Here is a 24,209-nt window from a genome sequence, read left to right on the forward strand (position 1 = left end):
ATTCAGAGTCCGAAATGACGTCCAAGTCCCCGTTCCATGGCTTGGCTCGAACTGCGCCCTGCAATGATCAGGGTGAACGTTTTGGTAGCTATCGCTACAAATCAATTATGCATTCTGTGTAGGAGGGTTGGTTGTTCATGCGGATACAAAATCCTGCTTGGATCGCGCCTCTTCGCTTTGGATTACAACTTTGAAGCTGTTCTGGAAAGCTTGATACGGTCTGAATTCTCTCTAAAGCTGTCGTTACCGAAGGGACCATTCACGACTTTTATCGGGCCGCGGTCGCAACAAATCTTTACGTGTATGGATGAATGGGGGCAACTATCCTTGCAGAACTTACAGCAAGTTTCGCTATTGATTTCTTGATTGTATGCGTGCTGGTCCTTAAAAGGGAGCTAATCAGAGTGAATGAGAACTGGGCATATTTCAACCAAAGAATCAGTGACAAGATTCAACAGTAGAAATACTTGAAATCGTCAGTAAGGCAGGAGGCTCTGCTGGCCTCCCTCAGCGGGCCGGCATTCAGCTCAGTTCGAATGAGGACCTCTCCTAAATGAGACGAGAAAAACTGAGAATCACAATAAAAAATCCCCTTGGTTTCCGGACCCAGGGGATTGGACGCCGTCCATGGCTAACTTCGCATCTGCTTGGAGAAGAAGCTGTAATCAAGGCACCACGCGAACGTGCCGAATGTATCGATCATCCTGATCAGTATTCAATATTCCCCTGAGCTACGTATTTATTTTCAAGTTTTGGGATTGCTAAAAGTCTAAATATTAAGAGTCATAACCATAGTAACGTATAAATAAATTGAACAAACCAATAAAGAATGAGTACTGAACTGTGAACCCATAAAATGGAATGAAACATCTAACGGTCGCTTTTCATGCATCAAATTTCAAAAGAAAGAAGAGGGGAGTTGGAGTGGATGGGATTACAGAAAGAAAAATATCAACAAGCGAATCAGATTATTGTGACTATCAACATTCTCGTGCAAGTCTAACAAGGTTAATTTAACAGAAAATTGACTAGCCATTGGCACGAAAATCACTAGGATTCCTTAATAGAGTCAGCCAGTTATGACCTCACCGCAAAGTCGAAGCTTGCTAAGCAAGTGTACTGATAATACTTGGCAGCTGCTGCGACGTACTCCACCACTGGTCTTTGCAACGGCTGTTTTCGTGTGTGGCATCGTCGCGGCATCTTCAATCTTAGTGAAGGGAATTCGCAGTAGTAATGACACAATTACTGTCACTGGAGCCAGTACGGAGCGGATTACGAGCGACTATGTCGATTGGTCTGTAAATGTTAAACAAACTGGTTACAACCAGCAGACTTCCTATCAGCTGCTAAAACCGTCGTTAGAAAAAACGATTGTCTTTCTAAAAGCTAATGGGGTCAAGCCTGATGAGATAGAATTAGGAACTGTTAGGTCTAATAAAGATCAAGTTCGCAACCCAAAAACGGGAGAACTTCTATCAACAACTTGGACAACAACTCAAGCTGTTCTGATCGGAAGTTGGGATGTTAAAAAAATCCACATGATTTCAGGAAAGATCAGTGCCCTAATTGGTGAAGGGGTACCTCTTTCAATTAATCGCCCCTCCTACACTTTTACAAAGCTTGCAGCCAAGCGAGTTGACATGCTCGCAAAAGCTACTCGTGATGCACGGGAACGTGCAAAGGCTATTGCCCAGGAAGCAGGCTCGAGTATTGGCGCAATTACCAACGCCGATACCGGCACATTCCAGATAACAGTGCCTAACTCTACACAAATGAGTAGTTATGGATCATACGACACCAGCACAATCAAAAAAGACATCACTGCGGTTATGGGGGTAACCTTTCGGGTTGAATGAAGACTGAATAAGTCTATAGAGTTGCGGTTTTATCTTATTGCTAATACGATTGCTGATTATACTAAAATGACTAATTTCATGGAGTATGTTAATGCATTGCTTGTGATTTGCTATTCTTTTTTATTGATAGCCTGATTCGAAATGAATAGTCTTGTTAAAGTTCTATAATCTCTTAGCCGAAACCGTACATTGCATGATCAGGATAGGGATTGTCAAGAATTTGATTGCATGCTTGCTAAATGATCTAGTACTAGCTAGTAAATATGAGCACCATTCGCAATGTTTCTTTCTAATGATCTAGAGTTGAAAAGAGAATCTATTCAACCCAGGGCAAACATTGCCACCCAATTGCCAATCGTCTTGAACGATCGCCCTCAGCCTTCACCTCAGCCAACTTCTGAGAATTTTATTTAATGATAAAGATAATGCAATTACACAACAATATTGAGCAGGATGAATCAATCCCAATGATGATTGGGTGCATCATCAGTTACCTACACTGATGCTGAGCATAACTACCTTATTGCTACGGCCATGACCCGCGAACGAGATCCCTTCCGCATCCCACGAGCAGGACTAGAGATCGCGGCGATCGCAGGCCTTACATCGATTGATATCAACCTCAATGGAGGAGCCATCAATGGTGGCGAAATCGTGGCCGAGTCAACGCTTGGCGGGATGGCCGTCTATGCCATCTACCAAACTCTTCTGAGCGGATTAAGAACCGAAGCATTGCGCAAGCGGGGTGCGATCAGCCGCACCGTACAAATCCAAATGATTAGCACAACTGTCTGGGAATCCGTTAAACAGGGTGCCGCAGTCAGTGTCTTGCTGGGTGTATTGCTACTGGTGTTCCCATGGTTGAGCCTTCCACTCTCAATCATGGGGATGGTCGGCATGGGTGTTGCCTCTATTGAATTGTTCAACGCGTTCTGGGATGGTCTTGATGCAATGCAGCGAGCTGAGCTTCATGTTGCATCAATGGAAGCCGGAGTTAATCTACGTCGCTTTCTGAATGGTGATCAGCCTGATGTTCAATTTTTTTAAATCAAAACGAGCACTTCTACGCAAGCTTTCATTTTTCTGGGCTTCTGCAAAAGTCTCACCCTCATGAACCTCCTGTCTAGACATCTCCAATGAAGGAAAGTTTGTTAGTCGCATTGATCTTTCGCTCACCGCCATATCTAGACCGCGACAGCCTGCACTTCTTCAGTATGAGTGATTTTTAAATAGAAGCAGACTAGTATCAATAATAAAAAGTCAAACTCAAGTATAGATTGTCTTGTTTGCCCACTTTGTTATCTTTAATTGTTGCCAATTAGCGAGAGTATATTCCTGTCCTTATCCTTATGTCTACGATTCTTATCGCAAAGAATCCATATTATTGAAGAGGTTTGGAATGTTTTACTCGTCATTCCTTTGCCAAGAACAAAGTCTCATCAACTCTACTAAGGGTTTAGATCTCATGTGTGCAGTTCATGCTCAGTTCAAACGGTACACAACTGTTAGGTAGCTGTAGCAAATGTGAGCTCAAAGAGGCGATGTCATCAGGTTGAGTCATCGCCTCTTTGGGCAAAGACTTAACCCTTGCAGCCATATCGGTATTGACCCAACCTGGACAAATCGCTGTCACGCGGATGCCTTGCTCCCATCCTTCGTTACGCATGGTCTGACAAAGGCCCATCAGAGCAAACTTACTAACGGTGTAGCCAGCCAAGCGGCCCTTGGAACGCTTGCCACTCATTGACACCAACACAATGATGCGCGCCTCAGCATGACATTCAAGCTGAGACCAAGCAGCGCGGCTGAGCATCCATGGGCCCATTACATTCACCTGCCAGAGCTGATCAATCTCATGCTGCTGGTTATCATTAAACCGTAAGGGGGTGCGATGAAATACGCCTGCACAGTGAATCAAACTATCGAAGCCACTGAAATGAGCCAAGCTTGCCGATACCCAGCTTTCGGCAGCGTTAGCGTCCTGAGCTTCATAGGGATGTAGGAACACTTGTTCAGAACCAGCGATTGCCGGGTCAAGTGAGCTGCCAATTAGGCATTTAGGGTCCCGAAGACCAAGGCTAAGACGATGGCCATCAGCCAACATTCGTTCGGCAATTGCTCGGCCGATACCTCGACTGGCACCACTGATCAAGATGGTGCGCATCATTCCTGAATGGTCGTAAATCCAAAAACATTATTGCTGGGAGTTCTCGTGATGCTCATAACTCTGCAGAATCTGAAAACCTTTTGATGAAATCTCGCTCTACCCAGGCAATCAAAGCCCATGCAACGGAGCAAGCGGTCGCGGGGAACCATTGTTGTTTAATCAGGTCGATAAGCGCAAGCGTGCTTGCGGTGATGGCTAATGCCCGAAGTCCAAAACGTGAGAATCGCAGAAGTGGGTTGTTCATTAGTTTCTCTTCTCCTTTAACAATACTGAGTAAAAGCCAACTCAACTAGGGAGTGATCAGCTGATCTGATTTTGAAAGGTTTTGATGCTGCCGGGAGTCGGCTAGATCAATCAATTCTAATAACTAAGAGTTTTAACTTTGAACCCAGAGTTAAGGGTTGAGTCAAAAGCTTCACTTTCCTCTAATAACGAGATGGCGAAATTCAACTTAAGAAGATCCTTGCATGTAGTAACTCGATGCAGAATCGGAAATGATAAAAGTGCTACGTATGTTTATCGGCTAAAGAATCAAGAGCATCATATCGGAATCACACTAGTTCATTTTACCGAGGCTGAAAGTAGTGACAGTTTCACCTTAACAATAACCAGTAACGGCAGAAAGGGGCAAAAAACAGACAGTGCAGATCAACATCCAAACCGACGGATAGAAAGCCATCGTGAAACCAAGCGCTCGTCCTACCGCACCACGCCGATAGCCTGCAAAGAAGAGAACTCTCCCTAGTGCAAAAGACAATGCTGCAAGCGGTACGACAGACAACCATGCTGAGGGCATAACGAATGTCCAAGTGCCATAAACGAATGCTGCTAGGACCGACTGCTCAAGGGTATTTTGAAGAAGAGACTGGAGGAGGATAGCTCGATCAGAATCTGTTCTAAGACCTCTTCCATCAAGCTCGTCTGGGCTAAAGAAGCGATGCTTTGCAAGACGGCCAATCGAAAAAGTAAGGCAGAGAACAGAATGATCAGTGATTTAAACAGAACAGAACTTTTTTCTAAGAGTGTAAGATTGGAATGGAAATTAAACGGATTTAGCAAAATTCCGAAAATAATGATCCCTATCGAAATTGCTGTGCCAGTGAGCATTCCATGAAGGACACCACGCTGTTTAATTGAAAGTTCGATTGTTAGCTTCTAGCTCGTACTCATATTGGTATCAACTCAATATATCTAGGATTCATGGCCATGACCTGAAGAAATCATATAAAGCTAATTCTGCAGGAGTAATTGAGAATCATCAGAATACGCACTCAATGTTGGCCCGAAGGTCCAAGACGATAGGGCCTAAAACGATGAATGAGCAAGAGAAAAGCCGCTTATTTTTGGAATAAGATTTAATCAATTTTAGAATACTCATGTCCTAGATGTTTTACAACAGAGCAGCAAGATACTGGCTCGGCTGAAGTCCAGACCAGGTTTTTGCGACACTCCTGATCTTAATCTTTTAAAAGTTTTAACCTTTTAAGTGTTTGAAGCCTGGAGTTTCGTTTCTTGCTAGAGCTGAAGCTTGCTTTAGAGACTTTCTTCTCTTAGTTAAGGGTTATATTTCTCTATTCGCTCTTGCGTAGAGGGGATTCCATATTTTACAGCTGGTGATAATTAACTTCTGATAATCAGTACCGTGTGTTCTCTTCTCTTGATTTCTAGGTTTAAGAAGAAGGGTTTTCTTTCTGGATGAAAAGAGTTTGATGTGAATTCATTTTCATCAGGATAGTTAGCCCGATCGATCTCGTGTTGAGATGCATCTTCTGTCTTTAACTCTGATGGATGAATGCCAAGCACCATTGATTGTGAATTATCTGTCTGCTTGGCTGTCGAATCAACGCTTTGACCATTACTGCTATCGACTGTGAATGAAAATCCAAGCAGCCATTCGGCCAGTGCTATAACCAGAGCCATCGAATACACCAGGAGTAGGTGCAGAATCAAGAGCAGAGGTTGTAAGTCTAACCAGGCTGGACGAAGGATGATTAGCAAGGGCTTGATAACCCTCAAGAAGCGTTGTATGGGCACTATCAGACCATTGACAACCACAATGGCCAAATCGATAGGGTGTGGAGAGGATGGCATTACTCGTCGTCCCATTCAGGAAAATCTAGTTCTTCCAATGCATCGCTAGATCTAGAGAAGGATCCATAGACGATCAACAACCATTTAACATCACTCTCTCAGCTCGACAATCGAGATTGGTACTCAAAAAGAGGTTGCTACTTAAAAAGATCTGCTTGCTTCATCGCCTGGACCGCTTCGACCTTTCCCATAATGATCCGATCCGACTAGATAATTGAATCCACATGTTTTTAATTATCTGGAGGATTTAAAGGGATGCTTATGGCAAGTCAATGATGGAGTTAATCCCACTTGAGGAAGATCGGCTTGCCTGTCGATTAATCACCAAGATAGATTCTTGATATGATTCACTATAAAACAAAGGAAGAATTGGTGTTAAGTCCTAAGTTAGTGCTTTGTAAAACGCATTAGGCCCCAGCAAAGTCTTCCCTGACTCCCACCCTCAATCCAATGACCAAGGCCTGCATCCATGCGACTCAAATAATCCGTACTAATCACACTCGCAAGCTCTTGATGTCGTCGACGTAGTTCCTCTCGAACCCGCGTGTAATGCCTCACAAGCATTTCTGTGCGTTCTTGCCATACATCTCTAGTCATACCTGAAGCCTCTGCCCAGATTCGGTAACGATCAGGAGATGCCAAATCTGATAGGTGGATACGATCAAGAATCGGTTGAAGGGCGTTGGCTTCGATGCCGTCGCATGCCATTGGATCTGTTAAGACAAATACCCCCCCCGGCTTAAGAAGCCTTGACACTTCATTCATCACCTGGAGGCGATTACCGGAATGAAGTATGGCGTCTTGACTCCAAACCACATCTGCTATGCCATCGGGCAATGGCACTTCTTCGAATGATGCATCATGTACTTTGATGAGCTTGGCCAATCCAGCAGCATTGTTGAGATCTCGATGGCGCATATTCTCAACGGCAGAGATATTGACAGCATGCACATTGACCTGCCATTGCTTGGCGATACGTCGTGCCGCTCCGCCATAACCAGAGCCAAGGTCAACGACGCAACCTTTAGCTGGAGGTTGAGTTGCAAGCTCCATAAGTGCTTGCACGGTTCTCTCGCTCGCGGAAGCGATGCCTTGATCGGTAGCCTCGTATAGGCCGATATGGATGTCTTCACCTCCCCAAATCTCGGCATAAAACCGATCTGCATCGCTGCTGTCGTAATAAGTAGCAGCAACAGTTGATGATGATGAATTCATGATTGATTAGGATTGTATTTTGCTGAAGTCTTTAATATCACGCATCAGTTTTGTTTAATGTCTGCTTTGTATTCCTTCTCAGCGACATGTACATAAAAATCTGGGTCTTGATGGCCAGGTAAATAATCTCCAAAAGATGTAATCTTCTGGAATCCAACTTCGGTCATAAGTCGGTTTACGTAGCTTTGCCTTAGGGGGAACATATTCAAGTGATAAGTGCTGCCATCACTGAAGGAATATTGAAAACGCGCTAACCCTTCATCAACATGCTCAGGGCTGACATTGACATCCTTCCCGCAATAAACATTTCCCCTCCCAGAACGTATCGCTACCCCTTGATCGAGAAGTCGGTCATAGTTTCGGTGGTCAAGAATCAGGATTCCATTATGCTTAAGTACTGCGTAATATTCAGCTAGAGCCTTGCGTCGATCATGCTCTCGAAATAGGTGGGTAAAGGAATTGCCCAGACAGATAACAGCATCAAATTCGCCATGAATATCTCTATTTAGAAAGCGCCAATCAGCCTGAGCAGTGCGTAACAACTGACCATGATCACGAGCATTCTGAAAGGCCCTCGCCAACATATTAGGGCTTCCGTCTGCACTGATGACGTCAAACCCTTCCTTCAACAAACTAACCGAATGAAATCCCGTTCCGGTAGCAACGTCGAGCACGGAACGTGCGCCATGTTCACGAAGGATTCGAATATAAAAATCGCCCTCAGCTTCGGACCTCGCCTTCCAATCAATAAGTCGATCCCATCTGTCTGTGAAATCCTCAACATATTCCTGCTGATAATGGTCTGTATCACGTACTTGTTCAGGTTTATCACCAAAGTTTTGCAGATCGTCTTGGCAGGGTTTTTGCGAATGTTGAGTCAAAGTCATGCAGATTCAAACTTCCCGAAGATTTTTTTGATGCGCCATGTCTTTGAGGTCGGGAAAGGCCCGAATCAGCTAGAAAGGCATTGGTCTGAGCAAGGCTGCGTTACAGCTTATGCAATTCCCATACGCAATCATAGCGAATGATTCTATGGATGTCTGTTAATCAAAAATTTAATGACATCACATCAGTTCCCTTAACGCCTAAAAATTCATCAAATCCCTTTGGCAATAAGTGGTTTCAGCCGATGATTCAAGATAGACAATTCATTTGACTTCATAGGTGCCTTGGTACGGCCTGCAAGCAGTCATAGTCTGCAAATACAGTCGATGTCAGACATGACGCCCCGGATCAGCATCGACCAAGTCTGGAAGGTGTTTGGTGAGCATCCTGAACGTGCGCTTGACGATCACTGTCAAAGCATGGATGTGGAGCAACTCCATAATCAAACCGGTCTTAAGGCTGCCGTACGCGATGTAACGCTGTCGATCTCTAGTGGCGAGATTTTTGTGGTGATGGGCCTTTCGGGTTCAGGAAAGTCCACACTGCTACGCATGATCAATGGCCTAATCCTCCCAACTGGCGGTGAGGTTTCCGTTGACGGCAAGCCGATCACCCAGTTGGCAGCTGCTGAACTGCAAAAGCTTCGCAGCAACAAAATGGCCATGGTTTTCCAATCTTTTGCGCTCTTCCCCCAGCGAACCGCACTTGAGAATGCGGCCTTCGGCCTTGAGGTTGCGGGAGTTCCGCGACAAAAAAGGCTGGAAAAGGCTAGGGAAGCACTTGAGCGTGTTGGTCTTGGTAAGGATCTCGACAGGCTTCCTCAACAGCTCTCTGGCGGCATGCAACAGAGAGTTGGCCTGGCCAGAGCCCTGGCACTTGATCCTCCAATCCTGCTCATGGATGAGGCCTTCTCTGCTCTTGATCCTCTGATTCGGCGCGAGATGCAAGAACAACTGCTGGAACTTCAGGCAGAGAGACCTCGCACGATCGTCTTTATTTCCCATGATCTAGACGAAGCTGTAAGGCTTGGTGATCGCATTGCTCTAATGAAAGAAGGCAAAGTTCTGCAATGTGGAACGCCACGTGAGCTGCTCTGCAAACCCGCCAATGAGCAAGTTCGTCATTTCTTCCAAGATGTTGATGCTGCCTCTGTGATCAAGGTTGATACCGTTGCCGAATCACCCGCTCGCCTAATCAATCAATCAGATTTGCGGCAGCTGCAGATAGAAGGAGATACAGCAATAGAAGCACCGACGTACATCGTGGACGATCGAAATATCTACAAAGGTGTGCTTCAAAAGAACGGCAAAATCATTCCAGCTGAAACTGGTCCAGCTCTCATCGCCGAGACCACCATTCGCGATGCCATGAAATCTGTTGCCAACGCCCCCTATCCAGTTCCAGTGATTGGATCAGATCAGCGCCTCATTGGCGTGATTAGTCCACGTCGACTTTTGCGCTCGATGATCCTGAGATGATGGATGTGAACGACCAAGTTTTTGCAACCGTCAGTACCGGCCCTGTCGGCGAGGGCATGAGCAGATTCGTGGACTGGTTGCTCAATCATGCGCAACCAATTTTCCTAGTAATTGATTCTGCAATTAATGGGTTAGCCGGAGCAATCGAACAGATCCTCTCCGTACCAGCGCCCTGGCTGCTAGCTCCCCTGATCGCCATACTCGCAGCTTGGCGAGTGAGTTTGAGCTTCGCCATTCTCAGCCTTCTTGGTCTGAACCTCGTTTTGTTCATGGGGCTTTGGCAGCCAATGATCTCAACCCTGGCCCTAGTTATTGCAGCCTCATTACTGGCACTAATCATTGGCATCCCGATCGGCATTTTTTCTGCCCGTCGCCAACACATCTGGGCGATTACCCGCCCAGTATTGGATCTGATGCAAACCATGCCGGCATTCGTTTATCTCATTCCGGCAGTGATGTTTTTTGGCACAGGGCTTGTCCCATCAACTATCGCAACGCTGATCTTCTCGATGCCACCCGTAGTACGCCTGACGTACCTGGGCATACGACAAGTCCCTGTTGATCTAATCGAAGCCGGGCGCGCCTTCGGTTGCTCAGAACGACAATTGCTCTGGAAAGTGCAACTTCCAAACGCCTTACCAACCTTGATGGCTGGTGTTAATCAAACCATCATGCTCGCTCTATCGATGGTTGTGATTGCATCAATGATTGGTGGTGGCGGCCTAGGTGATGTGGTGCTAAGAGGCATCCAACAACTTGATGTAGGCCTTGGCTTCGAGGGGGGGCTTGCCGTGGTAATTCTGGCTGTAATCCTGGATCGACTCACACAAAGCCTGGCTGCCTCAAACTTTTCGAGAAAGTCATTGCCGCAGCGCTTTAAAGCCTTTATTAACCTCTGGACTTCCTCATGAAAATGTCTAACAAGTTGCGAAATCTAAGCCTTGTTATCGCTGGAGTGCTGATGACTGGGTTGTCGGGATGTTCGAATGCCAAACCAGATCAATTGCGCATCGGCTGGACTGCCTGGGCTGATGCTGACGTAGTAAGCCTGATGGCTGAAAAACTAATCGAAAGCCACTATGAGCAGCCTGTCGAACGAGTTATGGCAGATATCGGTATTCAGTACGACTCTGTCGCTCGCGGGAACCTCGATCTGATGTTAATGGCATGGCTGCCAAAAACACACGATAAATACTGGCAAAAAGTAAGCGATCGAGTTGTAGATCTTGGCATGATGTACTCAGGTCGCATTGGCTGGGTAGTCCCTGACTATGTGCCAAAACAACGGATTGGCTCCATTAGCGATCTGAGCGACCCGAAAATTGCTAACGACTTCAACAACACAGTGCAAGGGATAGACCCGGGATCAGGGCTGATGCAGGCATCTGAGCAAGCGCTAACTGCTTATGACCTATCGGATCTGAAACTGATTTCAGCGAGTGGTGCCGCAATGACAGCCGTTCTCGATCGGGCTATCAATGACGATCGATGGGTCGTGGTAACTGGTTGGACCCCTCACTGGATGTTTGCCCGCTATAAACTCCGCTTTTTGAAGGATCCCAAGAGTGTCTTTGGTGGCCAAGAAGGCATCCATGCCATTGCACGCCTAGGGCTGGACAAAGACCATCCCAAAGTGGTCGCCTTTTTCACCCGCTTCAAGTTGTCCGATGGTCAGCTGGATGTCATGCTATTGGATGCTCAGAACACCTCAACAGAGGAAGCCGTTAATAATTACATAGCCAACAACCGGAATCAAATTGACTACTGGATGAACGGCACTATGCAAGAGCCGAAAGATAGAGAAGCCAAACCATAATCACCCGCTAAGCTCTTCAGCTGCTTAATAAGTTGACTTCCCTTAGACAATATCTGACATCAAAGAGCTTTCAAGACCAAAGCGAATCGCTTCAGCTGCTTGCTTTTCAAAACTAAGCACGACCAGATCAACGCCCGCCTCCTCAGGATGCCAGGCGTTCTCTGGAGCAGCCTCAAACCAACTGCTAAGCCTTGGGCCAACCATCTGAAGCTGAAGGGGTAAAGCTTTGCCCGGTAGCCATAAGCGACCTTTTAGGCGTACAACCTGATGACGTGTTGCCAACTCAGGCAGAAGTGCTTCAACCGTAGCCCGATCAACAGAACCTTCAAGGCGCACCGCACCACTCACCATCTCCACATGGTTGTGGTCATGATGATGATCATCTTCATGATGATCGACATCAATGGAAGCATCGTCGATTAGGTCGTCGCCAAATTGTTTAGGCAAGCTCTTTTGTTGGTCACTATTCTCTGTCGTACTGAGGCCTAGCACCACAGCTGGATCAACTTGGCCATGACTGATGGGCATCATTGACGTGCCAAGGCGTACCTTTTCAGCAAGTTCGCTTTTGAGCTTGCGGAGGTCGACATTGGAGACAACATCCGCTCGACTGATCAACACCAAATCAGCAGCTTCCAACTGATCACTGAACAAGTCTTCAACAGCACTGAGATGATCAAGGCTTGGATCCTCCTGTCGCTGCCGTTCCAACCCGGCAGGATCACCAACGGGGCTACCCGCTGCGAGGGCTTCACCATCCACCATTGTGACCACTCCATTCACATAAACTCGAGTGCGAACGGCAGGCCAGTCGAGCGCTTTCAAGAGGGGGCGAGGAAGAGCAAGGCCACTGGTTTCAACGATAATTCCATCCAAATTATTCGCCTGTTTCAGCAAGGTCTCCATGGTGGGTAAAAAGTCTTCCTGCACCGTGCAGCAGAGACAACCGTTATTGAGTTCAACGACTCGACCCTCCAATTCCTCCTCCGGACAAAAGCCACAGCTACGGATTAAATCGCCATCAAGACCAATCGTGCCAAATTCATTGACCATGACCGCTAAACGCTGCCCCCCATGAGTTAGCAGATGACGTAGCAAGGTGGTCTTTCCAGCTCCAAGGAAACCAGTCAAAACAGTGACTGGTAGACGCTTTGAAATCAAGGCAGGTTTATGCAGGTTGGGAATTAAGAACGACAGCCAAGGCTGTCAAGAGTTTGAGACCCGCTAGCGGCATTGGTGCCGTCTGCTCTGGCGCAAAGCTCATTCTGCTGGCGACGATCAAGCACAGCATTGCTGAAATCAGCTCCTTCAATCAGGGCATCTTTAAATTGACTCTGCATCAGCATGGCATTGGTGAAGTTGGCTCCCCTGAGATCGGCTCCATCGAAACGACTAGCAAAAGCCACCACATTTTCCAAATCAGCTCCTTGCAGATCAGCTTCTTGCAGCTGGCTGCTGTTAAACACCGCACCACGCAGATCGGCCTCACTGAGATCAACGCCGCGCAGGTCAGCCTTGAGAAAGTTTTGCTCCTTGAGGTCACGTCCGTGCATGTCTTTGGAGATCTCTTCAATGGCCTGGCCTCCTCTGAATTCAGGAGGGATGATTGCCATTACAGGTGACTCTGTTAAACCCAACACAAGAATCACAAGGCCACTAAGCAACACTGCTCGACAACGGTTCCACCAACAGGGAGAGAGTTTCATGAAACTAGAAAATTGCAATGAGCCAGTAGTTTGAGCAGTCACGTTATGGCAATTGCCGGCCAATTCACGCGTCATGCCAATGACCCTAAGGGTAGTGGTCCCCCCCCATCCACTGATCGCCCACTGGCTCACATTGCTGCGCAACACCACAACACCGCCAGCCCTCTATGCCACAGGCTTGGAGGAACTTGGTCGCTGGCTTACCTATGAAGCCCTGCGGGATTGGTTGCCCCACCGCCGTGAAATGGTAACCACATCCCAAGCAGAAACAGAAGGCACGGTGGTCGAGTCCAATGTGCCATTGCTGAGCATTCCCTTGTTGCCCGGGGGCCTTGATCTGTGGCAAGGAGCACGACGAGTATTGCCCAGTTCACAGCTATGTCTTGGCGGGGTGCCCGATAACATCGAAACCAATGCTGGGGTGATTGTTTTTGTGGATCAGATTGCTAGTGGTGATCGTTTACTAGGCATCCTGAAGCTTCTGCAGACACAAGAAATCGAGGCTCGCCGGCTAAGGGTGATTACTGTTCTGGCATCAAGTCCAGGCCTCAAACAACTTGGCGAAATGATGCCCAATCTCACGATTCACACCGCTTGCATTGACCCCGACCTCACAGAAGATGGTGAGATCAGTCCAGGTATTGGTAATCCGGTTTTGCGACTAAACACCAGAACTGCAGGTAAGACCTAGACTTTCAAAACTGATCCAGCATCTATGGGCCAGCATCGTGAGTCGGCAACCGGCAGCCTCCCCTCCTTGATCAGCGGAGCCGTACTCGGCGCTGCAGGACTTGCTTGGTGGCTTTTTTCTGAGGCAGAGCGTCGGCAACGCAGTCGCCACCAACGCGCCATGCTTCACGCTCCTCGCATGCAGGACGGATCAGAGGCCCTGGAGGCCATCTCGCATCCCCAGAACAACAGCCAGCACCTGGAACATCGAGTCGAACAACTCAATGCCGCCATTGCAGATGTGCGCAGACAGCTTGAAGATCTAGGGGCGCGGACCTAAGAGCTCGGTAAGTTGGCGACTGAGTGCCCCAGTCGCCACCATGCTCAGATCCGCCGCCATCACAAAGGGAACTCAACGCTCTCCCAACCGAGCCATGCTTCGCGCAGTGGGCTTTGGCGACGAAGATTTCAACAAACCAATCATCGGTATAGCCAACGGCTACAGCACGATCACTCCTTGCAACATCGGTCTTAATGACCTGGCGCGACGTTCAGAAGAAGCAGCCCGCCAGGCCGGTGCAATGCCCCAGATGTTCGGCACCATCACCGTTAGTGATGGCATCTCTATGGGCACCGAAGGGATGAAATATTCCCTGGTAAGTCGCGAGGTGATTGCTGATTCGATCGAGACAGCCTGCAACGCCCAAAGCATGGACGGCGTACTAGCAATCGGTGGCTGTGACAAAAACATGCCTGGAGCGATGATCGCCCTGGCCCGAATGAACATCCCAGGTGTCTTTGTCTATGGCGGAACGATCAAACCAGGAAAATTGGCTGACCGCGACCTCACTGTAGTCAGCGCCTTTGAAGCTGTTGGTCAGCATGCCAGCGGCAAGATAAATGAGGAGCAACTCACCGCTATCGAGAAGAACGCTTGCCCAGGAGCAGGAAGTTGCGGTGGCATGTTTACAGCCAACACGATGTCAGCCGCGATTGAAACATTGGGATTGAGTTTGCCTTACAGCTCAACGATGGCTGCAGAGGATGAGGAAAAAGCAAATAGCGCAGCCCGTAGTGCTGAAGTGCTTGTGGATGCCATTAAGGCAAACATCTGTCCCCGCGATCTACTTACCAAGAATGCATTTGAAAACGCGATTAGCGTTGTCATGGCAGTGGGCGGCTCCACCAATGCAGTTCTGCATCTGCTTGCGATTGCACGTAGCGCAGGCGTAGACCTTTGCATCGATGACTTCGAGCGCATCCGCCAGCGTGTACCGGTGATTTGTGATCTAAAACCCAGCGGTCGTTATGTGACTGTTGATTTGCATAACGCTGGCGGCATTCCCCAAGTGATGAAACAGTTGCTTGATGCAGGCTTACTTCATGGAGACTGCCGCAATGTGGAAGGTAAAACCTTGAGAGAACTGCTCAAGGATGTGCCATCCGAACCTTCAGCAGAGCAAGACGTCATTCATCCCCTCTCGAAACCGGTCTATGCCAAGGGGCACCTTGCGATCCTTAAAGGCAATCTGGCCAGCGAAGGATGCGTGGCCAAGATCAGCGGGATCAAAACCCCTGTACTTACGGGACCTGCAAGGGTTTTTGAAAGCGAGGAGGCCTGCCTTGCTGCTATTCTCAACAACAAGGTGAAGGCGGGAGATGTCGTCGTCATACGTAACGAAGGCCCGGTTGGCGGGCCTGGAATGCGAGAGATGCTTGCTCCTACATCCGCCATCGTCGGTGAAGACCTTGGCGACAAGGTGGCCCTGATCACAGATGGACGCTTCAGCGGAGGTACCTATGGTTTGGTGGTGGGCCATGTGGCACCGGAAGCAGCCGTAGGCGGCATGATTGGCCTTGTGCAGGAAGGCGACAGCATCACCATCGATGCCGATCAACTGCTGATCCAACTCAATGTCGAGAAGGATGAATTGGAGCGTCGCTCCAGCGCATGGAAAAAAACACAGCCGCGTTATCAAACAGGAGTCCTCGGTAAATACGCCCGAATGGTGAGTAGCTCCAGCAAGGGTGCTGTCACCGACCAGCCCTGAACTCTGATCAACTAGCTCTGCTCAGGCAATACCAGCAGTGCTCTCAACCTACGAGCAAACGATTCCAATGGTGCTCCATCCTCAGGCGGCTGACAGCGTTGGCCACTGTTGCCATCCATCCACACGGGATGCTGCCCTTGCCAAAGCATTGGACGGTCAGGCAGTTCACACCAAGTCAACATCAGATTTAGATCGTTGCCGCTGCGATAGATCTCAAGTTCAAGGTCATGCTCTGGAAGGCGGTCACCTTCTCGGTTTCGGCATTCAATACGAACAATGAGATCAACAGATTTAGCCGATGTTAGATCAGGCGTAGATCCAGGCTTCTGATTATCGACATCAGCAACATCGGTGAGCACAACAGCATGAAGCCAGGGCTTTAAACAGACATCAGCCGCTGAGGCCACGAGGACCGACCAATTTTGCGCAGTCTGTTGGATTTCATTGCCTGTCAAGGCTTTCAGCTGAATCTAGGAGGTGAAAAAATGTTAGGCTATTTCTAAGCAAGATTTGACGATTGAAAGGAAGTCAATCACTATGCTGAATTGATGATCTATCCCGAATGGATTCAATAATACATTTGATTAGGTAAAAATATACCAAACCCTCTGAATGTATATGGCCATTTTGAATACTAAAAAATTTGCAATGAATCAGTGAATTGCTTTGATCGAGCGCAGTAAAACTCGAATTGGGCCAGGGCGGAATTCTGGGTTCAGTTCTCCTGGCTGACCAAACTTAGAATACAATAATTGCACTTGGTTGATACTTGATGCATCAAAGCGAATCAAGCGCAGAGGCATAGCCAAAGGCTGGGCAAGCACCGTAGGTTTCAGGGTGCTGAATGGGATTTCAATGGATGTAGTACCAGAAGCCTTAGTCGGCAACTGAGCGACCCATCGCAAACCACCATAAAAACGCTCAGTGAGTCCAAAGAGCCCATTGCGAGAGCCGAGTGCAAGCTTTAGGGTGCGACCGTCTCCATTCACCTCTACCTGTAAGGCTCGATAGCTGGAAAGATCAAGAGGAGGGTTCAAAAGGGGTGAACGGCAACTGACAAAGCCTCCATCCTGTTCAACAAGTTCTCCTTCTAGGATCAGGCCCTCGGAGGTCACTCGACAGGCAGCTTGGCTGGATCCGCCCATAATTGTGTCGTTCAAGCTAGACCAGGAGTTGAAGTCGTTCAGTTGAACCTGAACAGAGGCTTCGGGCATTAGATCCATGATTTGCCAACAATCTATTTACCTTATAGTTTCTCTCTTGGTTCATCATTCATTTCTTTAAGGTTAGACATTGATCCTTGAGAGAATTGCATTATTGAGATATCGATGAAATGCCTGAGTATCAAATACTTCTTAAAAAAACCTGCTCTAAGGCGGGCTTCAGCTGATTAACGGACGTTTCTTAATGGCAAGGACCCCATGGTGTACATCCAGGCTGTGTATCGAATTCGTGATTATCCTCTCCGGTTTCACTGTCTGGGCCGAGAGGGCAATCTGGACCTGAGAACATCCCATCAGGACACTGGCGATCGTGCTTTCGCTGAGCACGGCGTTCTTTATGGGCTTCACGCCGTGCTGGTCGGTCTGCCTTTGCGCCTCCAGAAATTTGGGAAAACTGATCAAGAGTTAGTCATTCGTTGGTGATTGCTTTAAAGCGGTAGCGAGGGTGTTGATCCCTTCAAAAAACACACCATCTCTAAAATGTTGGTCCATATGATGTCCAAACTCATTGTCTCTTCTGAGGTTAATCACAATATCTAGGATAACTCTAAAGAATGGAATTAATGCCTTAAGTGCTTATTTTAGTTGAATATTTAGTTGAACTCGTTGCGCAACGCCCTGGGCTGAACTAACTGTGTAGATGGGACATTTCACCTGCTCACGCATCAATTGAGCCAGCCAAAGGCTGGCTAATATAGCTACAACTGTAAGAAATTATTGTCGCAACCAAGCTATAGTAAAGCTTTAAGAATACTGGCCTTGATGCCTTTAATGTTTTTAGATGCAAGTAAAGCCATTGGTCTGTAATTTATGCTGAATGTGTATTTGTAGATATTGGAAGATAATATAAGCAATAATGAACAAGAATACTTCTCAAGAGTGCATCATTATCCGAGTAAGGCGGCCTCATCTGCCAAGACCAAAATCGGTGAACGAGGTTGAACCAAGCGGGCAGGCGTGCGTTCAGTTGATTCAGCAGAATCTAATAAGCGCTTCAGGGCAACCTGCTTCCCTACACCACTCACAAGAAAGATCACCTCGCGTGCAGAGCTGAGCACCGGTGCGGTGAGAGTGATTCTCTCTAGTCCCTTCCCTCTACCGACAGTCGCCCAGCGATCAACAACGGCGGGGGCATCCGTTCCTGGAAAAAGAGAGGCTGTGTGGCCATCTTCACCAAGTCCTAAAACCATTAGATCAAACACCGGCGGATCACCTGCACAGGTTTCCTGCACGAGTTTCGCGTAGGCCTCGGCACTGGCCTCAGGGTCTGGTAGCTCCACCGTTGGCACGGGATGAAACGCAGCCTGCGATCCAGGGCCTTCAGCAAGAAGCGTTGCACGAAGCATGCGGGCGTTACTGGCGTCATCACTGGCATCAACCCAGCGCTCATCGCCCAGGAAAACATCCACACGATCCCAGGGCAGTCGCTCCTGACCAAGCAACCTATAAGCAATAGCGGGGGTGCTGCCTCCCGAGAGAGCGATCTGAACGCGATCACGCTGATCAAGTACCAGATCAATATGAGATGCGAGCCTCTGGGCGGCTCGACGTGCCAGATCCTCAGGGTCGCTCGCTCGCTCAACTTTGTAGGTCGTCATCGCGATCTCCTCAGTCCAGCCACTCAGTATGGAAGGTTCCTTCTTTGTCAACCCGCTGGTAGGTATGTGAGCCGAAGCAATCGCGCATGGCCTGCACCAAATTCTGTGGTAAGCGTGCTGTGCGATAGCTATTGATGTAATCGAGTGTGCTGCTGAAGCAAGGCACTGGGATACCGGCTTCAGCTGCGCCGGCTACCACCTTTGCTAGGCCAGGTAGGCGACGGTTCACTTGCTCAGCGAACCAAGGATCGATCAACAAGTTGGAAAGCTGAGGGTCAGCATTAAAGGCATCCTGGATGCGCTTCAGCAGACGGGACCTGATGATGCAGCCACCCTTCCAAATCTGCGCGATGGAGGGCAAATGCAAGTTGTAGTTGTATTCAGCAGAAGCTATACGCAGTAGCTCCATGCCCTGCGCGTAACTAGCCATGCAAGACAACACGACGGCGTCCATGAGCGGCCCCATACCATCTGCGGAACTGCCAAGATCAAATGGTTTGATCGCTGACCCATGCAAAATCTGCTCAGCGGCAATTCTTTGAGGCTTCATTGAGCTCATCACACGGCCATTCAGAGAGGCGTAAATGGTTGGCACTGAAGCTCCTAATTCCAAGGCACTGACAACGGTCCATAGACCAGTTCCCTTCTGGCCTGCCTGATCCATAATTTTCTCAACAAGGTCACTTCCATCGTCAGGATCCTTGGTGCGTAAACACACTTCGGTGATCTCAACCAGATAAGAAGAGAGCTCTTCTGTGGCATTCCATTGCGCCAAGACATCAGCCATCTGGGTACCGGTCATGCCACCAACACGCTTCATCAGGTCATAGGCCTCGGCAAGAATCTGCTCAATGCCGTACTCGATGCCGTTGTGGACAGTTTTAACGAAATGCCCAGAACCCCCAGGACCGATGTAGGTCACACAGGGACCATCCTCCACTTGGGCAGCCATCTTGCAAACAAGGCTCTCAATCGCCTCATAGGAGGTTTTTGTTCCGCCTGGCATCATGCTCGGCCCTTCAAGTGCACCCTTAGCCCCACCGGAGACACCCATCCCGATATATCCAAAGCTTTTGCTCTCTAACTCGGCGACACGTCGCTCGGTATCACGAAATTCGGAATTTCCACCATCGATCAGTAGATCACCCTCCTGCAGATAAGGGGAGATCTGCTCAATAACGGCATCAATAGCCGAACCTGCCTTGATCATCATCAGAATTCGACGGGGTCGTTCGAGCTTGTCGACGAAATCTTGAAGGTCTTTGGCACCCTGAATGGCTTTGTCAGCTCCACGCCCTTTGAGGAACTCCTCTGTTTTGGCGTAGGTGCGGTTGTAAACGACACTAGAAAAACCATTGCGCTCTGCATTGAGCACAAGGTTTTCGCCCATCACGCCAAGACCGATTAAACCGAAATGTGCCTTGGACATCGCCAGTGAAACGATCAACTGGCGTTAGTGTGACCACCGCATCTCCAATCTGCTGTGATCTGTACAGCTATGTCAGGGTTGAACCATCCTCGTTGTAGATAAGAAACCGTAGAGATCATCACCAAAATTTCCCAAAAAACTTCTTGGATCTTGTGTTGATTCAGCCTCGGGCTGCATCAAATTACGGTGCCATCAGAAATGGTGGCATTTTTGACCACTACCACGATCCCATTGCGGATGTAGAAGCCCTCATCAGCACGATCGGCTTCCTCAACATGATCCTTGTTGACGATCGTGACGTTGTTGCCGATGCGTGTGTTCTTGTCGAGGATCGCACCCTTCACGGTGGTGCCTTGGCCAACGCCGAGTGGGATGCCTCCTCCTTGCCTTAGAAGAGTGCGTTCCTCGGATGATTCATAGAAATCAGAGCCCATCACCAGGGAATCTTGCAAGACCACATCGCTCTCAACTCGGCTTCGCACACCAAGGACGCAATGATGAATACTGCAGGATTTGAGGATGGATCCCTCTCCAATAATTGATTCCGTGATTTGCGCATCGACCAGTTTGGTTGGCGGTAGATAACGGGGTCTTGTATAGATCGGGAACTTCTCGTCATAGAAACTGAAAGGTGGATTGGGCTGCTGGGTCAGAGCCAAATTTGCCTCATAAAAAGCTCCTATCGTGCCGATGTCTTCCCAGTACTCATCGAACACATAGCTTTGCAGCCGGTCACCTCGAGCTAGGGCCTCAGGAATCACCTCCTTGCCGAAATCCTTGTGAGAAGGGTTCTTATGCAGCAAATCGAAGAGAGTGGCGCGACTGAACACATAGATGCCCATTGAGGCGAGATAGGGCTTGTTCCTTGCTGACTCAGCTGACAAGCCAAATCGAGAGGTATCGACGGCCATGGCCTTGAGGGATTCACCCTTGGGCTTTTCACGGAACTCTTGGATGTTGCCATCGCTATCCGTTCGCATGAGACCAAATCCCTCAGCCTGTTCTGCATCAACGGGAAGAGCCGCCACTGTGAGATCAGAACCTGAGCGACGATGGTGCTCCACAAAAAGGCTGTAATCCATACGGTAGAGCTGATCACCAGAGAGGATCAGATATTCATCAACATCCCATTCCTGAAACAACCACTGATATTTACGAACTGCATCAGCAGTCCCCTCAAACCATGAAGGGCTTTCTGGGGTCTGCTGTGCGGCAAGAACTTCTACAAAACCTTGACCAAAGGCAGCACTGAGGTTGTAGCTCTGTCCAAGGTGCCGATTCAGAGAAGCGCTGTTGAACTGCGTCAACACATACATCTTGTTGATGCTGGAGTTAATGCAGTTACTGATTGGGATGTCAATCAGACGATATTTGCCTGCAAGAGGTACGGCCGGCTTGGCCCGCATCTTGGTGAGGGGGTAGAGGCGCGTTCCAGCTCCTCCCCCGAGAATGATGGCCAAAACACGCTTCATGCCGCCCCCGCAAATCGGCGTTGCGCAGCAAACTTACTGGACGGTTGGCCATCTAAAGCTGTCTGCTGCGAAGATCCAACAAGACTTCTGCAAATCAAGACGCAACTAGCATTTGTCATAGAACTACCCATCCTCTAGTGGTGGATCTAACTCAAACAAACTCGCCACCACACGCAAAGCCTGTTGCCGCTCTGGACGAGCCTGAGGAGCCCGTAGCTGAGTGACTGGGGTATGGAGAATTTTGTTAATGATTCCTTTGCTTAAAGCCTCAACTACTTTGCGCTCACGAGCAGAGAAATCAGGCCCCATACGACTGAGCGCTTTTTGTAATTCCTCTGCACGAATAGCCTCAAGGGTCGCCCTCAAGCGATTAATGGTTGGCACAGCTTCCAGACTGTCCCACCACTCTAAAAACAGACGCGTCTCTTCCTGGAGCACAACCTCTGCTTCTTTGGCCATCTGTTGGCGGGCCTCCTGATTACGAGACACCACCTCATGCAAATCATCCACATCATGGGACTCAACACCGGGTACATCGACAACATCTGAGGCGATGTTTCGCGGCACGCCGATGTCAATCAGACGAAGAAGACTGCGGCGCTTGAGCTGCTTGAGCAGAGATGCATCAACAATCGGATCGTCAGCAGCCGTACTGGTAAAAACCAGTGAACAGGTACTTAGACAATGGTTCAAATCATCAAGGGGTCGACACTCAACGGGGAGCTCAGGGAAATCAGCCGATAGATCCTCAGCTCGTTGCCGCGTGCGGTTTAGCAACATCACCCCAGAACAACCTTTCGCCTGAAGATGTTGAAGCAGTAGTCGGCTCATCCGGCCCGCACCCACCACTGCGACCAACTCAGACTCCAGAGTCATCAACTGATCTTCCCCTTGCGCCTGGCCAAGTTTCAGTTGGGCTAACTCCACAGCCGCAGAACTAATTGAGACAGCCCCCGTACCCAGATTGGTTTCACTGCGAACTCGTTTGCCAGTACTCACTGCTTGAGTGAGTAGACGGTTAAGAATCGGGCCCATGGATTTGTGCTCCTGCCCCAATCGCACCATCTTTTTCACTTGGGAAAGGATCTGCCCTTCTCCTAAAACCAGACTGTCCAGTCCCGCAGCCACCCTCATCAAGTGGGCTACTGCTTCATCGTGATGAAAGTTGAACAGATGGGGGGAAAGATCTTCCCTTGCCAAACCAGAATGTTGGCCTAGAAAATCACTGATTGCTGAGATGCCTCGTTCAGGGTGACGAACCAAGGTGTAAATCTCAAGCCGATTGCAGGTGCTAAGGATCGAAACTTCAAGGACTTGATCGTTGCCGCGAAGAGTTTGCAGGGAGGTCTCCATTGTTTGCTCAGGGATGCTGAGCTTTTCACGGATTTCCACCGGCGCCGTGCGATGACTTAAGCCGACGACGGCAATGTGCATGGAGACGTCCCTTAGATCTTGTCTTGGATGGTTAGCTCAGAGCGATGCTCTTAGCTCCATCCTTTATATGCACGGTATTGGTAAACCGAGCTGTGTTGTCAAGAGTGCTGATCACCAAGCTGCTAGTGCGGGTGCAGTCAGGCTCGAACTTAACTCCATGGAACAACAGTCCATCAGTGATCCCACTACCCGCAAAAACAACATTGTTGCCGGAAGCCAGTTCTTCGGCTTCATAGATCTTGTCAACATCAGTAATGCCCATCTCATTGAGGCGGGCAATGTTGCCTTCCTTGGTGTAATCGGCCCACTCACTGGTTTGAGCAATGGCGGGGTCATACACCAGTTGGCCCTGAAAATGACCACCGAGAGCACGCATTGCGGCAGCTGAAATCACACCCTCAGGAGCAGCACCGATGCCCATTAGACAGTGGGTGCCGGTGCCGGCAAAACCACAGGCAATGGCGGCTTGAACATCCCCATCTGAGATGGGTTGAACACGTGCACCAGTGGAACGTATCTCAGAGATAAGGCCTTTGTGACGAGCTCGATCCATCACGACAATCGTGAGTTCACTCACGGCAAGCCCAAGACACTGGCTCAGGATGTTGATGTTCTCGGTGGCAGATTTGCGAATGTCCACCTTGCCTTTCGCTGACGGGGGGGCCGCCAACTTTTTCATGTAAAAGTCAGGAGCATTGAAAAGGCCACCGCGATCAGAGGCGGCCAGTACAGCCATCGAACCTCGCTGGTTGTTGGCGCAAAGATTGGTGCCTTCGCAGGGATCGACAGCAAAGTCAACGCCTGGGCCGCTGCCGCTGCCAACCTCTTCGCCGATATAAAGCATCGGGGCTTCGTCGCGTTCCCCCTCGCCGATGACGATGCGACCCTGCATTTGGATTTGTCCCATCCGCTTGCGCATGGCTTCCACAGCTGCTGCATCGGCTTCGTCTTTCTTGCCAAGACCAGTCAGATGTGCCGACGCAATAGCCGCTTGCTCAACGACCTCGAGAATTTCCTGAATAAGAGTGCGATCCACTGGTATGCGGCGGTGGGGATGGGTGTGACGACCAAAGAAACGAGCAGGGCTGGACTGAATTCACTGGTCAGCGTTATACG

General features: G+C 48.9%; 23 protein-coding genes. 9 read left to right on the top strand and 14 right to left on the bottom strand.

The genetic code is table 11. The annotated features are described in order from the left end of the window. The first annotated feature begins 1,079 nt into the window (after nucleotides 1-1,079). Both SIB68_RS01885 and SIB68_RS01890 read left to right on the top strand, forming a co-directional pair. Entirely contained in the window at nucleotides 1,080-1,859 is a 780-nt protein-coding gene (locus SIB68_RS01885) for an SIMPL domain-containing protein (RefSeq protein ID WP_063400368.1), read from the top strand. 534 nt (nucleotides 1,860-2,393) lie between these two features. Continuing rightward, a complete protein-coding gene (locus SIB68_RS01890) occupies nucleotides 2,394-2,906 on the top strand; it encodes a hypothetical protein (RefSeq protein WP_063400677.1) in 513 nt (170 codons plus the stop codon). Nucleotides 2,907-3,315: 409 nt separating this feature from the next. Here SIB68_RS01890 and SIB68_RS01895 read toward each other — a convergent pair whose 3' ends face one another. The 5 genes from SIB68_RS01895 to SIB68_RS01915 form a co-directional block, all read right to left on the bottom strand. Further along, the gene (locus tag SIB68_RS01895; RefSeq protein WP_063400369.1) at nucleotides 3,316-4,026 is read right to left on the bottom strand and encodes an SDR family NAD(P)-dependent oxidoreductase; all 711 of its coding nucleotides are present in this window, start codon (nucleotides 4,024-4,026) and stop codon (nucleotides 3,316-3,318) included. Between the two features lie 598 nt (nucleotides 4,027-4,624). After that, the gene (locus tag SIB68_RS01900) at nucleotides 4,625-5,020 is read right to left on the bottom strand and encodes an MAPEG family protein (protein ID WP_328586785.1); all 396 of its coding nucleotides are present in this window, start codon (nucleotides 5,018-5,020) and stop codon (nucleotides 4,625-4,627) included. Between the two features lie 626 nt (nucleotides 5,021-5,646). Beyond that, entirely contained in the window at nucleotides 5,647-6,081 is a 435-nt protein-coding gene (locus tag SIB68_RS01905; RefSeq protein WP_413682013.1) for a hypothetical protein, read from the bottom strand. A 423-nt stretch (nucleotides 6,082-6,504) separates the two neighbouring features. Next, the gene (locus SIB68_RS01910; RefSeq protein ID WP_063400371.1) at nucleotides 6,505-7,332 is read right to left on the bottom strand and encodes a methyltransferase domain-containing protein; all 828 of its coding nucleotides are present in this window, start codon (nucleotides 7,330-7,332) and stop codon (nucleotides 6,505-6,507) included. Between the two features lie 44 nt (nucleotides 7,333-7,376). Then, nucleotides 7,377-8,219, bottom strand: coding sequence for a class I SAM-dependent methyltransferase (locus SIB68_RS01915; protein ID WP_063400372.1), 843 nt, complete (start codon nucleotides 8,217-8,219; stop codon nucleotides 7,377-7,379). A gap of 324 nt (nucleotides 8,220-8,543) precedes the next feature. Between SIB68_RS01915 and SIB68_RS01920 the strand changes: the two genes are divergently transcribed. The 3 genes from SIB68_RS01920 to SIB68_RS01930 are packed head-to-tail and all read left to right on the top strand — an operon-like array spanning nucleotide 8,544 to nucleotide 11,511. After that, entirely contained in the window at nucleotides 8,544-9,695 is a 1,152-nt protein-coding gene (locus SIB68_RS01920) for a quaternary amine ABC transporter ATP-binding protein (protein ID WP_196757122.1), read from the top strand. Beyond that, nucleotides 9,692-10,606 carry an ABC transporter permease gene (locus tag SIB68_RS01925; protein WP_063400373.1) on the top strand — a complete coding sequence of 305 codons (915 nt, stop codon included), beginning with the start codon at nucleotides 9,692-9,694 and terminating at the stop codon, nucleotides 10,604-10,606. Before SIB68_RS01920 ends, SIB68_RS01925 begins: the two co-directional genes overlap by 4 nt. After that, nucleotides 10,603-11,511, top strand: coding sequence for a glycine betaine ABC transporter substrate-binding protein (locus SIB68_RS01930; RefSeq protein ID WP_063400374.1), 909 nt, complete (start codon nucleotides 10,603-10,605; stop codon nucleotides 11,509-11,511). The genes SIB68_RS01925 and SIB68_RS01930 overlap by 4 nt, the downstream gene beginning before the upstream one ends. Before the next feature lie 42 nt (nucleotides 11,512-11,553). On the opposite strand, the gene SIB68_RS01935 is transcribed toward SIB68_RS01930, so the two are convergent. Together SIB68_RS01935 and SIB68_RS01940 are read right to left on the bottom strand one after the other, a co-directional pair. Continuing rightward, nucleotides 11,554-12,669, bottom strand: a complete 1,116-nt coding sequence (locus SIB68_RS01935) for a GTP-binding protein (protein ID WP_063400680.1) — start codon at nucleotides 12,667-12,669, stop codon at nucleotides 11,554-11,556. 26 nt (nucleotides 12,670-12,695) lie between these two features. Further along, complete coding sequence (locus SIB68_RS01940) at nucleotides 12,696-13,292, bottom strand: pentapeptide repeat-containing protein (RefSeq protein WP_063400375.1); 597 nt, start codon at nucleotides 13,290-13,292, stop codon at nucleotides 12,696-12,698. Between SIB68_RS01940 and SIB68_RS01945 the strand changes: the two genes are divergently transcribed. From SIB68_RS01945 to ilvD, 3 genes are read left to right on the top strand one after another with little or no spacing between them, the layout of a single operon-like run. Continuing rightward, entirely contained in the window at nucleotides 13,291-13,908 is a 618-nt protein-coding gene (locus SIB68_RS01945; protein ID WP_063400376.1) for a uracil phosphoribosyltransferase, read from the top strand. The two genes, SIB68_RS01940 and SIB68_RS01945, sit on opposite strands and share 2 nt — an antisense overlap. 24 nt (nucleotides 13,909-13,932) lie before the next feature. Further along, entirely contained in the window at nucleotides 13,933-14,226 is a 294-nt protein-coding gene (locus SIB68_RS01950) for a hypothetical protein (RefSeq protein ID WP_063400377.1), read from the top strand. A 40-nt stretch (nucleotides 14,227-14,266) separates the two neighbouring features. Continuing rightward, nucleotides 14,267-15,937, top strand: a complete 1,671-nt coding sequence (gene ilvD / locus SIB68_RS01955; protein WP_063400378.1) for a dihydroxy-acid dehydratase — start codon at nucleotides 14,267-14,269, stop codon at nucleotides 15,935-15,937. Nucleotides 15,938-15,948: 11 nt separating this feature from the next. Here ilvD and SIB68_RS01960 read toward each other — a convergent pair whose 3' ends face one another. Together SIB68_RS01960 and SIB68_RS01965 are read right to left on the bottom strand one after the other, a co-directional pair. After that, nucleotides 15,949-16,344, bottom strand: coding sequence for a hypothetical protein (locus SIB68_RS01960; protein ID WP_236068958.1), 396 nt, complete (start codon nucleotides 16,342-16,344; stop codon nucleotides 15,949-15,951). 246 nt (nucleotides 16,345-16,590) lie between these two features. Further along, on the bottom strand, nucleotides 16,591-17,160 hold the full coding sequence (locus tag SIB68_RS01965) for a CIA30 family protein (protein ID WP_063400379.1): 570 nt from the start codon (nucleotides 17,158-17,160) through the stop codon (nucleotides 16,591-16,593). A gap of 198 nt (nucleotides 17,161-17,358) precedes the next feature. On the opposite strand from SIB68_RS01965, the gene SIB68_RS01970 reads away from it, so the two are divergent. Continuing rightward, nucleotides 17,359-17,583 (top strand): hypothetical protein, encoded by a 225-nt coding sequence (locus SIB68_RS01970; RefSeq protein ID WP_236068960.1) that lies wholly within the window; start codon nucleotides 17,359-17,361, stop codon nucleotides 17,581-17,583. Between the two features lie 464 nt (nucleotides 17,584-18,047). Here SIB68_RS01970 and pgl read toward each other — a convergent pair whose 3' ends face one another. The 5 genes from pgl to glpX all read right to left on the bottom strand — a co-directional run bounded on the left by pgl (nucleotide 18,048) and on the right by glpX (nucleotide 24,129). After that, the gene (gene pgl, locus SIB68_RS01975; protein WP_063400380.1) at nucleotides 18,048-18,758 is read right to left on the bottom strand and encodes a 6-phosphogluconolactonase; all 711 of its coding nucleotides are present in this window, start codon (nucleotides 18,756-18,758) and stop codon (nucleotides 18,048-18,050) included. A 10-nt stretch (nucleotides 18,759-18,768) separates the two neighbouring features. Then, entirely contained in the window at nucleotides 18,769-20,187 is a 1,419-nt protein-coding gene (gndA, locus tag SIB68_RS01980; RefSeq protein WP_063400381.1) for an NADP-dependent phosphogluconate dehydrogenase, read from the bottom strand. 176 nt (nucleotides 20,188-20,363) lie between these two features. Further along, nucleotides 20,364-21,659, bottom strand: coding sequence for a glucose-1-phosphate adenylyltransferase (locus SIB68_RS01985; protein ID WP_063400382.1), 1,296 nt, complete (start codon nucleotides 21,657-21,659; stop codon nucleotides 20,364-20,366). Between the two features lie 123 nt (nucleotides 21,660-21,782). Further along, on the bottom strand, nucleotides 21,783-23,093 hold the full coding sequence (locus SIB68_RS01990) for a glutamyl-tRNA reductase (RefSeq protein WP_063400383.1): 1,311 nt from the start codon (nucleotides 23,091-23,093) through the stop codon (nucleotides 21,783-21,785). Nucleotides 23,094-23,124: 31 nt separating this feature from the next. Then, on the bottom strand, nucleotides 23,125-24,129 hold the full coding sequence (glpX, locus tag SIB68_RS01995) for a class II fructose-bisphosphatase (RefSeq protein WP_063400384.1): 1,005 nt from the start codon (nucleotides 24,127-24,129) through the stop codon (nucleotides 23,125-23,127). Nucleotides 24,130-24,209: the final 80 nt, after the last annotated feature.

Source organism: Prochlorococcus sp. MIT 1323 (assembly GCF_047304905.1).
Taxonomy (GTDB): Bacteria; Cyanobacteriota; Cyanobacteriia; order PCC-6307; family Cyanobiaceae; genus Prochlorococcus; species Prochlorococcus marinus_D.

Coding starts and splice junctions, on each gene's coding strand:
- SIB68_RS01965 (WP_063400379.1), bottom strand. CDS start 17,160: ATGGATCTAATGCCCGAAGCCTCTGTTCAGGTTCAACTGAACGACTTC.
- SIB68_RS01920 (WP_196757122.1), top strand. CDS start 8,544: ATGTCAGACATGACGCCCCGGATCAGCATCGACCAAGTCTGGAAGGTG.
- SIB68_RS01970 (WP_236068960.1), top strand. CDS start 17,359: ATGGTGTACATCCAGGCTGTGTATCGAATTCGTGATTATCCTCTCCGG.
- SIB68_RS01950 (WP_063400377.1), top strand. CDS start 13,933: ATGGGCCAGCATCGTGAGTCGGCAACCGGCAGCCTCCCCTCCTTGATC.
- pgl (WP_063400380.1), bottom strand. CDS start 18,758: ATGACGACCTACAAAGTTGAGCGAGCGAGCGACCCTGAGGATCTGGCA.
- SIB68_RS01925 (WP_063400373.1), top strand. CDS start 9,692: ATGATGGATGTGAACGACCAAGTTTTTGCAACCGTCAGTACCGGCCCT.
- SIB68_RS01885 (WP_063400368.1), top strand. CDS start 1,080: ATGACCTCACCGCAAAGTCGAAGCTTGCTAAGCAAGTGTACTGATAAT.
- SIB68_RS01990 (WP_063400383.1), bottom strand. CDS start 23,093: ATGCACATTGCCGTCGTCGGCTTAAGTCATCGCACGGCGCCGGTGGAA.
- SIB68_RS01930 (WP_063400374.1), top strand. CDS start 10,603: ATGAAAATGTCTAACAAGTTGCGAAATCTAAGCCTTGTTATCGCTGGA.
- SIB68_RS01910 (WP_063400371.1), bottom strand. CDS start 7,332: ATGAATTCATCATCATCAACTGTTGCTGCTACTTATTACGACAGCAGC.
- SIB68_RS01915 (WP_063400372.1), bottom strand. CDS start 8,219: ATGACTTTGACTCAACATTCGCAAAAACCCTGCCAAGACGATCTGCAA.
- SIB68_RS01890 (WP_063400677.1), top strand. CDS start 2,394: ATGACCCGCGAACGAGATCCCTTCCGCATCCCACGAGCAGGACTAGAG.
- ilvD (WP_063400378.1), top strand. CDS start 14,267: ATGCTCAGATCCGCCGCCATCACAAAGGGAACTCAACGCTCTCCCAAC.
- SIB68_RS01945 (WP_063400376.1), top strand. CDS start 13,291: ATGCCAATGACCCTAAGGGTAGTGGTCCCCCCCCATCCACTGATCGCC.
- SIB68_RS01895 (WP_063400369.1), bottom strand. CDS start 4,026: ATGATGCGCACCATCTTGATCAGTGGTGCCAGTCGAGGTATCGGCCGA.
- SIB68_RS01985 (WP_063400382.1), bottom strand. CDS start 21,659: ATGAAGCGTGTTTTGGCCATCATTCTCGGGGGAGGAGCTGGAACGCGC.
- SIB68_RS01940 (WP_063400375.1), bottom strand. CDS start 13,292: ATGACGCGTGAATTGGCCGGCAATTGCCATAACGTGACTGCTCAAACT.
- gndA (WP_063400381.1), bottom strand. CDS start 20,187: ATGTCCAAGGCACATTTCGGTTTAATCGGTCTTGGCGTGATGGGCGAA.